This window comes from Peristeroidobacter soli, from assembly GCF_004138485.1.
Classification (GTDB): Bacteria; Pseudomonadota; Gammaproteobacteria; order Steroidobacterales; family Steroidobacteraceae; genus Steroidobacter; species Steroidobacter soli.
This window is the reverse complement of the sequence record NZ_RYEV01000007.1, coordinates 39,241-51,230: the sequence shown is the minus strand read 5'-3', so window position 1 is coordinate 51,230 and position 11,990 is coordinate 39,241. Positions and strand designations below refer to the sequence as shown.

Annotated in this window: 12 protein-coding genes; 8 read left to right on the top strand and 4 right to left on the bottom strand. The window is 60.5% G+C overall.

Going from position 1 to position 11,990, the window contains the following annotated elements:
* Position 1: 1 nt before the first annotated feature.
* From EKO19_RS29655 to EKO19_RS29645, 3 genes are read left to right on the top strand one after another with little or no spacing between them, the layout of a single operon-like run.
* Positions 2 to 397, top strand: a complete 396-nt coding sequence (locus tag EKO19_RS29655; protein WP_129781040.1) for a hypothetical protein — start codon at positions 2 to 4, stop codon at positions 395 to 397.
* 10 nt (positions 398 to 407) lie between these two features.
* Positions 408 to 887, top strand: coding sequence for a glutathione peroxidase (locus EKO19_RS29650; protein WP_129781039.1), 480 nt, complete (start codon positions 408 to 410; stop codon positions 885 to 887).
* Entirely contained in the window at positions 888 to 1,748 is an 861-nt protein-coding gene (locus EKO19_RS29645) for a MipA/OmpV family protein (RefSeq protein WP_129781038.1), read from the top strand.
* A gap of 41 nt (positions 1,749 to 1,789) precedes the next feature.
* On the opposite strand, the gene EKO19_RS29640 is transcribed toward EKO19_RS29645, so the two are convergent.
* On the bottom strand, positions 1,790 to 2,239 hold the full coding sequence (locus EKO19_RS29640; RefSeq protein ID WP_129781037.1) for a CBS domain-containing protein: 450 nt from the start codon (positions 2,237 to 2,239) through the stop codon (positions 1,790 to 1,792).
* A 129-nt stretch (positions 2,240 to 2,368) separates the two neighbouring features.
* Here EKO19_RS29640 and EKO19_RS29635 point away from each other — a divergent pair, with 129 nt between their 5' ends.
* From EKO19_RS29635 to EKO19_RS29625, 3 genes are all read left to right on the top strand, one after another.
* A complete protein-coding gene (locus tag EKO19_RS29635) occupies positions 2,369 to 5,719 on the top strand; it encodes a GH36-type glycosyl hydrolase domain-containing protein (RefSeq protein ID WP_129781036.1) in 3,351 nt (1,116 codons plus the stop codon).
* Positions 5,720 to 5,890: 171 nt separating this feature from the next.
* Complete coding sequence (locus tag EKO19_RS29630; protein WP_246038992.1) at positions 5,891 to 7,306, top strand: short-chain fatty acid transporter; 1,416 nt, start codon at positions 5,891 to 5,893, stop codon at positions 7,304 to 7,306.
* 73 nt (positions 7,307 to 7,379) lie between these two features.
* The gene (locus EKO19_RS29625) at positions 7,380 to 7,772 is read left to right on the top strand and encodes an EthD family reductase (protein WP_129781034.1); all 393 of its coding nucleotides are present in this window, start codon (positions 7,380 to 7,382) and stop codon (positions 7,770 to 7,772) included.
* A 546-nt stretch (positions 7,773 to 8,318) separates the two neighbouring features.
* Here the strand turns inward: EKO19_RS29625 and EKO19_RS29620 are convergent.
* On the bottom strand, positions 8,319 to 8,534 hold the full coding sequence (locus EKO19_RS29620) for a SymE family type I addiction module toxin (RefSeq protein ID WP_129781033.1): 216 nt from the start codon (positions 8,532 to 8,534) through the stop codon (positions 8,319 to 8,321).
* A 683-nt stretch (positions 8,535 to 9,217) separates the two neighbouring features.
* Here EKO19_RS29620 and EKO19_RS40040 point away from each other — a divergent pair.
* Positions 9,218 to 9,415 (top strand): YodC family protein, encoded by a 198-nt coding sequence (locus EKO19_RS40040; protein ID WP_129781032.1) that lies wholly within the window; start codon positions 9,218 to 9,220, stop codon positions 9,413 to 9,415.
* A 39-nt stretch (positions 9,416 to 9,454) separates the two neighbouring features.
* Positions 9,455 to 10,189, top strand: a complete 735-nt coding sequence (locus EKO19_RS29610; RefSeq protein ID WP_129781031.1) for a hypothetical protein — start codon at positions 9,455 to 9,457, stop codon at positions 10,187 to 10,189.
* A 362-nt stretch (positions 10,190 to 10,551) separates the two neighbouring features.
* Here EKO19_RS29610 and EKO19_RS29605 read toward each other — a convergent pair whose 3' ends face one another.
* Together EKO19_RS29605 and EKO19_RS29600 are read right to left on the bottom strand one after the other, a co-directional pair.
* A complete protein-coding gene (locus tag EKO19_RS29605) occupies positions 10,552 to 11,349 on the bottom strand; it encodes a tyrosine-protein phosphatase (RefSeq protein ID WP_129781030.1) in 798 nt (265 codons plus the stop codon).
* A 94-nt stretch (positions 11,350 to 11,443) separates the two neighbouring features.
* Positions 11,444 to 11,911 carry a hypothetical protein gene (locus tag EKO19_RS29600; protein ID WP_129781029.1) on the bottom strand — a complete coding sequence of 156 codons (468 nt, stop codon included), beginning with the start codon at positions 11,909 to 11,911 and terminating at the stop codon, positions 11,444 to 11,446.
* Between the last annotated feature and the right edge of the window lie 79 nt (positions 11,912 to 11,990).

The following is an 11,990-nucleotide window of genomic DNA, read 5'->3' as shown; positions in this document are numbered from 1 at the left end:
CATGGCCGACGACTTCGATTCGCGCCGTCCGGGTCGCTGGCTGAAGCGCCTGGTGATCTGGGCGCTGGTGTTGCTGATCGTGCTCGGCGGCGCCTGGACCTGGTTTTCCCTGAACTGGTCCTACTCCGAAGGCGAGCGGGCCGGCATCCTGCAAAAATTCTCCCGCAAGGGCTGGCTCTGCAAGACCTACGAAGGCGAACTGGCGCTGTATATCGTCGGCGGCGTGGCCCCGCAGATCTGGCATTTCAGCACCCGCGATCCGAAGCTGGCGGAGGAGCTGAGCAAGGCCGTCGGTCAGGACCTGCGGCTGCAATACTCGGAACATCGCGGCGTGCCGACCAACTGCTTCGCCGAGACCCCGTACTTTGCGAGCGGCTTCACGGTGATCCAACGTTAGGAGGACTGTCATGAGCACCGTTTATGATTTCTCGGCCAACAGTCTCGACGGCAAGCCGGTTCAGCTGAGCGACTATTCAGGCAAGGTGTTGCTGGTGGTGAACACCGCCAGCAAGTGCGGCTTCACGCCGCAGTACGAAGGGCTGGAGGCGCTTTACAAGCAGTATCGCGACCGTGGCCTGACGGTGCTGGGCTTTCCCTGCAATCAATTCGGCGCGCAGGAGCCGGGCAGCGCGGAGGAGATCGGGGCCTTCTGTCAAAAGAACTATGGCGTCAGCTTCCCCATGTTCGAGAAAATCGACGTGAACGGCGCTGCGGCTCATCCGCTGTATCGCTGGCTGAAGAGTAGCGCCAAGGGCTTGCTCGGCAGCGAAGCCATCAAATGGAACTTCACCAAGTTCCTGATCGACCGCAACGGGCAGGTGATCGATCGCTTCGCGCCCACCACCAAGCCCGAGGACCTGAAGTCCAAAGTCGAGGAATTGCTGTAGATGAGTTCGATCCGGAAAGCAGCGTCGCGTTGGATGGCGGCGCTGACCGTCATTGCGTGGCCGATGGTGTCGCAGGCCGAGCAGAAGCCGCTCTGGGAAGCGGGGCTCGGCGTTGGCGCGATGGCGTTTCCGGACTATCGCGGCTCGGATCAGGTCAACGCGTATCCTTTGCCGCTGCCGTACTTCGTGTATCGCGGCAAGTTTCTGAAGGCCGATCGCGAAGGCCTGCGCGGCGAGCTGTTCGACAAGCGTTATCTCGAGCTGAGCTTCAGCATGAATGCCACCATCCCGGTGAGCAGCGATGACAACGATGCGCGTCAGGGTATGCCGAATCTGCGGCCGACGCTGGAGCTGGGTCCATCGCTCGATGTGCATCTGTGGCGCTCGTACGATACCAACATGAAGCTCGATCTGGTGATGCCGCTGCGATTGCCGATCACGCTGGAAAGCTCGCCCAAAACGCTGGGCTGGAATTTTTCGCCGCGTCTGAATCTGGACATCCAGAACGTCGGCGGCTTCGAGGGCTGGAATTTTGGTGTTGGCGCCGGGCCGCTGTTCGGGGCGGCTCAGTATCACGAATATTTCTATTCAGTCGCGCCACGCTTCGCGACCGCCGAGCGTCGCGCCTATGACGCTCGCGGCGGTTACTCAGGGACGCACTTCATCGCCGCCATCTCCAAGCGCTTCCCGGGCTATTGGGTCGGCGCTTACATGCGCTACGACAACCTCAGCAGCGCAGTGTTCGAAGACAGCCCGCTGGTGCGGCAGCAGAACTATCTCACCGGCGGTCTCGGCATCGCCTGGATGATCGGCAAGTCGAAACGACTGGTCGACGTGGAGGACGACGAAGCTTTTGAATGACAGACTTGCCCTCCGCCTGCGCGGAGGGCAAGCAAACCAAATCAATGGGGCCGTTGCGCGGTCTGCGAATGCTGGCCGCCCGGGCGTGAAATCCCACACAGCGCTTCGCCCGCGTCGTCCTGAGTGCTGCCTTCACGGGCCAGGTCGCCCAGCGACAGAATCCCGACCAGACGCTTGTCCCGATTCATCACGGGCAGGCGACGCAGCCGCTGATCGCTCATGTTGCGCGTGACTTCCTCGATGTCCTGATCGTCGTAGCAGTACTTGATCTCGCTGCTCATCACCTTGCTGATCAAGGTGTCCGCGCCCCAGCCTTCGGCCACCGCGCGCACGGCGATGTCGCGATCGGTGATCATGCCGACCAGCCGGTCGTTCTCCTGCACCGGCAGCGCGCCGATGTCGAGCTCGGCCATCATGTGGGCGGCATCGCGCAGGGTCTGGTCCGGCCGGACCATGCAAACGTCTCGAGTCATGGCGTCGCGAATTTTCATGGCTGTCTCCTCGAGCGGGTTGTCAGAACCAACTCGTCAGTACCGCTGCGGTTCCGCGCCCGGAAGCGCATGCACTACACTGCGAGCACCGCATTTCACCGCTGTTCGCACGCGCCAGGAAAGTCGCAGATGCCGCTATCACCCGCCCGCTTGGAAAGCCCTTCCGGATTGACGGTCGAGCTGCTGGAGAACGGCGCCGTGCGGCGCATGGACCACGGCGACACCCTCCTCAATCTGTTCCTTGGCAATGAGTTGGAAGGCGGCGTGGCCAATCTGTATCTGCGACGGCTGAATGCCGACGCTTTGCAGTACATCGAGCTGCTCGGGCCACGCAGCCCGACTCGATTCAGTCGCTCGGGGGAGGGCTGGGTGGGCAGCGGTGAATGGTCCGGTATTCGCTACACGGTGCAGCTTCGGCTCGCGGCCTTGGCGCCGGCCTGGTTCTGGCAGGTCAGTCTGGAAAATCCTGCAGGTTCGACTCAACTCGTCGATGTCATCTATGCGCAGGACGTGGCGCTGTCGCCCTACGCCACCGTGCGGCTGAACGAGTTCTATGTCAGCCAGTACGTGGACCACACGCCGTTGAAGCATCCCAAGCACGGGCATGTGATCGCGTCTCGTCAGAATCTCGCCGCCGGCGGGCGGCACCCGTGGAGTGCGATTGGCTCGCTGCGCCGGGCACAAAGCTTTGCCACCGATGCCATGCAAGTGCACGGGCTCGCGACACGTGCGGGCGGATCGCCGCTCGGTGTGATGCAGGGGCTGCCGGGCAAGCGGTTACAACACGAGCACTCGATGGTGGCGATTCAGGATGAGCCGTTGGAGCTGAAGCCGGGCGAGCGCGCCACCACTGGATTCTTTGGCTGCTTTAGCGGCGATCATCCGGAAGCGACGTCGCCCGACGATCTGGACGCGGTAGATCGAGTGCTCATGCTGCCGGAGGCGGAGCTATCGGATCTCCCTGCAGTCAGCAGCGATGATTCGAACAACGCCACGCTGTTCAGCCAGGCGCCGCTGCTCGACGCACTCGATCTGCAGGCTGACGATTTGAACAAACTGTTCAGCGCGAAGCGGCGGCACGAAGAAGTCGATGAACACGGCGCCGTGCTTTCGTTCTTCCACGGCGCGGATCGACACGTGGTGTTGCGTGCCAAGGAACAGCGCGTGCAGCGGCCTCATGGGCATCTGCTTCGGTCGGGTCGGCATGCCACGCCCGATGAATTGGCGCTTACATCCACGGTGTGGATGAACGGCGTGTTTCACTCGATGCTCACGCAAGGGCATGTGAGCTTCAATCGTTTGCTGTCGACGGTGCACAGCTATCTGAGCCTGTTCCGGTCGCATGGTCTGCGCTTGTTCGTCGAGCTGGACGGCCAGTGGCGATTGCTCGATATGCCGTCGGCGTTCGAGATTCAACCGGACGCGTGCCGCTGGCTCTACCAGCATGCCGATGGATTGATTGAAGTTCGCAGCGAAGCGCATGTCGAGCACGAGCTCACGATGCGTGTCGAAGTGCTGGCCGGTGCGCCTGCGCGGTGGTTTGTCTCCAGTCATGTCGCGCTCAATGGCGACGATGGCAGTGGGCTCGGCGAAGCACGCTGGCGCCAGGAGGGCGATGTCATTGTGATTCAGCCCGCCGAGGGCAGTGAGCTGGATCGTCGGTTCCCGCAGGGCGTATTCACCATCACGCCGCATGAAGGCACGAAGCTGGAGCGCGTCGGTGGCGATGAGTTGCTGTTCAAAGATGAGCGGTCGCGTAGCCAGCCATATGTTTGCTCGGTGGTTGCTGCGAGCAAGATCTTTGGGCTGAGCCTTCGCGGTAACTTCGTTACTGAAACTAACGATGTGCCGACGAGCCATGGCGACCCGCTCGTCGAGTTGCTCGGCATAGAGGCTCCACCGGGAAGCCCGCTGTCGGCGCAGGTCGAGCGGCTCGTCGAGATCCTGCCTTGGTTCAAACACAACGCGCTCGTGCACTACCTGTCGCCGCGCGGCCTGGAGCAATACTCAGGCGGCGGCTGGGGCACGCGCGATGTCACGCAAGGACCGGTCGAGATGTTACTGGCGCTCGGCAATTTCCAGCCGATTCGCGACCTGTTGATTCGGGTCATGAAGGCACAGACCTCCGATGGCGACTGGCCGCAGTGGTTCATGTTCTTCGACCATGAGCGGGATATCCGCGCCGGCGATTCGCATGGCGACATCGTGTTCTGGCCGCTGCTCGCGCTGGCTCAGTATTTGCTCGCGTCGGGCGACAGCTCGATTCTCGACGAGCCCGTCCCGTTCTTCTCCTCGGGCCACACGAAGCCACCGGTATCGCTGTGGAAACATGTCGAGCGGGCGCTGAAAGTGATCGAACGCCGGATCGTTGAAGGCACGGCGCTTGCGGCGTACGGTCACGGCGATTGGAACGACGCGCTTCAGCCAGCCGATCCGGCGATGCGCGAGCGCATGTGTAGCGCGTGGACGGTTACCCTTCATCATCAAGTTCTCACGACGCTCGCGCATGCGTTGCGAAGCATTGGTCGTGAGCAGGACGCGGCGCGCTTCGATACGTGGGCTGCGAACGTCAAGCGCGATTTCCAGAAAGTGCTGCTGGTGGATGGTGTGCTCACCGGTTATGCGCTGTTCGAGGGGCAGGGCAACGTGAACTGTCTGCTCCATCCTCGCGACGGCATCACCGGCGTGAAGTACAGCTCGCTGGCGATGATTCACGCCATCCTCGAAGATCTGTTCAATGCCGAGCAGTTACAACAGCATCTGCGTCTGATCGATCTGCAGCTCAGCGGGCCGGACGGCGTGCGGCTGTTCGATCGTCCAATGAACTATCACGGCGGACCGCAGCGCTTCTTCCAGCGCGCCGAGAGTGCGACGTTCTTCGGTCGTGAGATCGGCTTGATGTATATGCACGCGCATCTTCGTTACGCGCAGGCGTTGGCGCGAGTGGGTGAGACGGACCGTTTCTTCCGCGCGCTGTGCCAGGCGAATCCCATCGGCATCCAAAGCCTGGTGCTCAGCGCGACGTTGCGACAGGCCAACTGCTACTACTCCAGCTCAGACGCGGCGTTCGCGGATCGGTATCAAGCCAGTGCCGAATACGATCGAGTGAATCGAGGAACGGTGCCGCTCGATGGTGGCTGGCGGGTGTATTCGAGCGGCGCGGGCATCGGATTGGGGCTGATCGTGCGGCGATTCCTCGGCCTCAGCATCGAGGCGCGCGATGTCACGTTCGATCCGGTGATTCCGGCGGGATTGAATGGGTTGCAGGTGCGGTTGTCGCTGTTCGGTAAGCCAGTGACGTTGAGCTATGAGATCGGCGGGGCGGGTCATGGCGTCAGCGCGGTGACTGTGAATGGGCAAGCGGTGGCGATCAGTCACGATGCCAACCCGTATCGCACCGGCGCTGCACGCGTCGAGCGAGCGCTGCTCGTCGGCAAGCTGGATCGGGCGGACAATACGATACAAATCAAGGTAGGCTAGCCCGGGCAACGGCGGCGTCCCTGCTCGACGCCTGGTCGGGGCTTGAACGCGAATAAGTCAGTTGGTCGGCAGCAATGCTGGCTCAGCCTTGCAGAAATACGTCGGCTGGTTAGCGATGCCAGCATTCGCCTTGGGTAGACACGTCGGCCGGCAGCGATGCCGGCATCAGCTATGAATCAACACGTCGGCTGGTTGGAACGCATTTCACTGCGCTGTTGCGCCTGGTCGGAGCGCTGGATTCCGGACGCGTATGTGTTCGCGGTGCTCGGCGTGATCGTCGTGGCGATCGCCGCCATCGCCCTGGGCTCGCCGGTGACACAAACCGCGAAGGCGTTCGGTGACGGGTTCTGGAGCCTGATTCCGTTCACCATGCAGATGAGCTTCATCATCATCGGCGGTTACGTCGTCGCCAGTTCACCGCCCGCCGCCCGATTGATCAACAAGCTCGCCGCCGTCCCTCGCTCGGGGCGGGGCGCTGTGTGCTTTGTGTCGCTCATCAGCATGCTGTTCTCGATGCTGCATTGGGGATTGAGCATGATCCTCGGCAGCCTGCTCGTGCGTGCCCTGTCTCGTCGCGACGATCTCGATATGGATCTACGCGCTGCGGCCGCTGCCGCTTATCTGGGCATGGGCTCGGTGTGGGCCATGGGGTTGTCATCCTCAGCGGCGCAGTTGCAGGCCAATCCCGCCAGCATGCCGCCGGCGCTGGTGCAGATCACGGGCGTCATTCCATTTACCGAGACGATCTTCCTTTGGCAGTCGATCGCGTTGACGGCCATTCTCATCGTCGTGACGTTGCTGATTGCATGGCTGACGGCGCCACAAGGGGAGAACGCGCAGACCGCGCGTCGCTTGGGACTCGTTACCGATGCGCCGGAGATTGAGCCGACGTCTCGGGCCGCCCGGCCCGGCGAGTGGCTCGAGTACAGCCCGTTGCTCAATGTGTTGATCGCTGCGCTGGGCGCAGCCTGGCTCCTTCAGGAGTTCGCCACCAAGGGCGCAGCGCTGGCAATCTCGAGCCTCAATACTTACAACTTCATGTTTGTGATGCTCGGGCTGCTACTGTGCTGGCGACCTCGCGTGTTCCTCGATTCGGTCTCGAAGAGTGTGTCCGGTGTGAGCGGCGTGTTGATCCAGTTTCCCTTCTACGGCGGCATCGCTGCGATTCTCACGGCCGCGGTGGGCAGCGACGGTCAGAGCATCTCGCATCACCTATCGACCTTCTTCGCTCAGGCCGCGACGCGCGAGACATTCCCAATTGTGATGGGCGTTTACTCGGCAGTGCTGGGCTTCTTTGTGCCGTCGGGCGGAGGCAAGTGGATCATCGAAGCGCCGTATGTGATGGCGGCGGCGAACGAACTGAAGGTTCACCTCGGCTGGGCGGTGCAGGTTTACAATGCGGCCGAGGCCCTGCCGAACTTGATCAATCCGTTCTGGATGCTGCCGCTGCTGGGAATCTTGAAGCTGAGAGCCCGGGATGTCATCGGCTTCACGATGATTCAGTTCATCGTGCATGTGCCGGTGGTGTTGTTTCTGCTGTGGGCGTTTGGGCTGACGCTGGAATATGAGCCGCCGGTGATACCTTGAGTCTCCATAGTGGTTCGGCTGCCGAATGAGAACGTTCAATCATCCGAAGGCTGGACCGAATAAGGAATGATCCATGGACCGCAGAACGTCTCTCTCGCTGCTGACTGTTGGGCTGGCTACGGCAGGGGTCAGCGCGGCGGCGACTGACCAGGGCACCGGTGGGATAAAACTGATGGTTCTTTATGGCCACCCACCGAAACCCGAGGAATTCGAGAAGTACTACCTCGACGTCCACATGCCGCTAGTCGCAGCTATGAAGGGGGCACGCAGAATGGAGGCGGCCAAGTGTCTGCCGCAAGCTGACGGTTCACCGCCAGCGTTCTATCGAGTGTTTGAAATGTGGTTTGACAGCCCTGAGCAGATGGCAGCTGTGTTCGACACGCCCGAAGGAAAAAAGGTGCGCGCAGACGGCCCGAATTTCACTGCTGGAACGACTGTTACACGGCTGGTTTGCAAGCTGGATTGAGCGGGAGGATGCTGGCGACTGTCTGCGCGAGAAGATTCGTCACGCTCAGCTGAAGCGGGTTGACGTTTGAAGCAGAATTTAACATTCGGCACTCCACGTGGAGTTTCCTGTCGTGGTTGGTTTGGCCGTCGATCGTCATCCATCCTGACTGGAGGCCGGTGCAGGGAGGCTTGGTTAAAGTATGGTCGGTAAATATCTACAACGCGGCGCCATCATCGATCTTAAAGAGAGCGAAGAGCGTGCCAATGCCATCCGCAAGCGCAAAGGATTGCAGAAGCACCTAGTAAGAGCGGTTGTTTGCGGCTGTCCTGATTCAAAGTACGGTGGTTGGCATGACATTCTGCCCGAGCCGACACTTCCTTCGAACGAAGAGTGCGCTGAAGTTCTCAAGTCTGATAACAGGGCACGCAAGCGCTCAAGAAAACGACGCGGTGCCTGGCCAGGGAACCAAGCCAACGCTGAGCAGCCTGCTCGCGGCTCATTCGCAGCATTCGGCAGACGGACAAGAGCTAGAGACTTATCCGCCTGCTGCCCCGATTCAAAGCGTCACTGCGCCGTCACGATCGTGATGTGCTGCTCAGAGATGTGAACTTGCACGCGCTGTCCCACTGAGAACCCCGCCTGCTGCAGCCAATAGCCGCGCAGGCGTAAATAGGGAACCTCGGGTGGTCGTGGCCACCGGCCATCCAGTTGATATTCGTAGCGGCAGCCGGTGATACTCAGCAGGCGGGGTTTGGGCGAGATGGGAACGTGAGCAGCCATGATGGCCTCCTAGTAGATTGTTCATCGGGCCTCTTGTTCAGAGAGGCGGCCGGGTACTTGAACACCGCTACTAGACGGCCCGCAGTTTTTCCCTTTCGGGTGTTGTATAGCTGCGCGCTACCCGACCATAGTCGTAAACGACAGGCACAAAAAAACCGCAAGCTTTCGGGTACGGTCAGCCGCTAGTAGAAGGTGTGTTCAGCACCTGCCAGTGAATCTAGCGGCATGAGGGTGGCGGGTCAACAATAAATGCCTACCAGCAAGTCGAGTTCTTGCTCTTCGGCGCGGGGTACTCTGGGAGAGAATTATGGAGCTAAAGCAGTTTTAACAGAGGCTTTGCTGCAGATCGCAAGTGGCATCGAGGAGGCGCAGACGAAGCTCCAGGAGGTGGGCTCAGGCGCTAGGATTAATACCTCCGTTACCAAAGACGATTCTGGAAATCTTGTGACCGGCGGTCGGCGCCACTCGGTAGAGTTTGTTGAGTTCGACGCAGCCATCCTCGCAAACTCCGGAACGGAAACCAAAGCGGGAGTGGGACTGACTGTGGCGTCGCTCTTAAATCTGAGTGCCGGTGGGAGAAGCAATCAATCTCAGGGCACAGAATCTAGGATCAAGTTTAAGGTACCGGTAGCCTTTCCAAAGCACCGCTATCCCGAAAGTGAGCGGGAGGCAGGAGAATCATAATGAGCGAGTCATTCGCGATAGGTGATGTAGTACAGCTCAAGTCAGGTGGCCAACCCATGACTGTCGAGGAAGTCGATGACAATGACATCTCTTGTGTGTGGTTTGAGGCCATGGCACCAAAAGGACAAACGTTCGTCGCCGGCACACTCAAGAAGTACCTGCCGCCGAGCGGGGGCTTTCGAGTGTCACGCGCGTAGCGCGGCGCATAATAACGGCGTTAGTCAGCGGGAGTGCCAATGACAAATGATCAGATAGTCGCCCTTCTCGCCAGCATCGGAGCGTGTTTGTCTGCCGTAGCTACGTTTCTGACGGTTCGGCAGATTGCCAAACAACGTGAGGCGTCCTATCGGCCTGAGTTGGCACTTTCGCGGAGCATTTTTGAAGGCTCGACGGACCCAATGGTCGCAGGGGGGAGGCTGCCAACGTTTTGGTTCAAGAAAGCCCAACCCCACGAATCCACAAAAGGGGTTCAGAGACTCACCATTCCTCTGCAAAACGTTGGGTTGGGCACTGCGAAGGGGGTGCGCCTCATTTGGTCGTTCCCGATCGCCGATGTAGTGACTGCAGTTAATCAGCTTGCCCAACGCACGCTTACACCGGCTTACTTCGTATACGAGCATGGTGCGGTATCGATCAAGTCCGATACGTTCGGCGCACGAACATCGTTCTGGAAGAACCAAGAGAACGATTGGATCGACTATGTCCTCCCGGCGTCGGTGCAGAACGAGGCTATGAATCTCACGTTGCCAGATGCTTACGTGCTCCTATGCTCAGCGTTGGTATTTTTCGGAGCGAAGGACAAGGACGCGAAATCATTCCCCGAGCTGCCTTTGCTGCGGGCACGTTTCGAGTACCGAGATATGGGTGAGCAAGAACACCAAGCTGGCTTCGATATCGAGTTGCACCTGATCGCGTTTGGCGGTGAAGGGGAATTGATTCACGGCTATTTGGAGTCGCGCAAAGTAGCCTAACAATGCGCTCCAGTCGATGTGCGAAGACGCACGCCCCTGAGCGCAGACGTTGGGCTTAACGAAGGGGCTTGATACTGCTGAACTTGTTATCCAGCTTCAGCGAAGGAGCCTGCTACGTGCCGATGAAGCAGCCGTATTCTTGGAGCTAAAGGAAATTATCTGTGACCAAGCTGGAGTCTTACCTGACGAGGTCGTTCCAGATGCCTACTTCGTCAAAGATCTGCGCCTTGATTGGGGACGCGGTGTGTTGCCCAACAACGCGCTCTAGCGGACGCTCGAAGACTCGCCGCTGGAATTTAACACTCGGCACTCCAGCCGGAGGATGCTCCGACTAGCTGCTGATCAGGCGCTTCCGACCGGCGTCACTCCAGCAATGCCGCCCGAACCTTCTCCTGCATCGCCGGCGTCACTCCCGCCGTCTTCGCCAGATAACCCTCGACATCGCCGATCTGCGCAAGCGCTTCGTGCAGAAACGCGGCGTCGGCGCTGAATAGAACGCGGCGCATGTCTTCCGGCATCGAGAGCAAGGGAGCGTGGTTGTCGGTGACGCCGAGTTGGGCCTGCTGCCGTGAGCGAATGAACTCTTCGAAGTTGCCCGACGTATTCGTCAGCAAATAATCCTGGATCGCCGTTTCTTCCGGCACGCCCAACGATCGCAGCAACACCGCCACGGCGACGCCGGTGCGGTCCTTGCCGGCCGCGCAGTGAACGACCAACGGTACGTCGCCAGCGGCGATAGCGGAGAACATGCCGCCGATGCGCGGGCCCATCCATTCTGGAAGCGCGCGATACAACGCGACCATCGCATCAAACATTCCCGCGGCGTTCCTTGGTCGATCCGCAGCCAGGCCGCGAACGGTCGGTGTCACGGTGCCGTCGGCCCAGGAAAGCGCGTTGAACTCGTGCGGCCAACGTGTCGGCTCGCGCTCGCGTTCTTCGAGGCGGCGCAGGTCGCAAATCGCACGGACCTGGAGTTGGGTCAGCGGCGCGTGATCGTCTTCGGTGAAGTACGTGAGCACACCGGTGCGAAACACTTTGCCCCAGCGGGTGCTGGTGCCTTGCTGAGTGCGATAGCCGCCGATGTCTCGAAAGTTACAGCCGCCTTGGAATGACAGCACGCGTTCGCGCTCGGCGCGAACGGCGGAAGCCGATGAAGTCATGGACACGCCTTACCGAGGATTGAACCGCAGTGTCTCATAGACACCGTTACGGTTCGACCTTGCTGGCGTTCCGCGAGGCGAATTCCAAGCGACGTCAATGAGGTGGCGAATACGGCATGCCGGCCGGGGACATGCCTGCCGGCGGCGAGGGGCCACCTGCCGGCTCGAGCAGATACGAATCGGTGGCATTGGCGCGCACGTATTCCAGGCCCTGTGTCTGGTCCGGCGGTAGCGGCGCCAGGATGCGCCAGGCCTGCGAGGGGTTGAACAACGCCCAGAATGGGGCGGCGATGCCGGGCCACACGTTGGGCGTGTTGGTCGGTCGGCGGTCGCGGATGCCTTCGACCTCGACCTCTTCGATGTCTTCGCGCACGAACGTGGTCGCTAAAATCCTGTTGAGCTCTTCGGAGGTGAACAGCTCGGTGATCTTGGGTGTCCGCAGGTCCATGGGCTTGCGGGGTGGCGCCGCTTTCGCCGGGATGACTGCGGTAGTGGCTGACGCCGACGTGGCCTTTTCCTGGGCTATCACGCTGCCACTAAGCAAAGCCCCGATGAGGATCATCGAGACCATCAAACCAGACCGGTGGTACGGGATCATGGTGCGGCACCGACATGCGCTGTTGATCGAAACGCGCTTGATC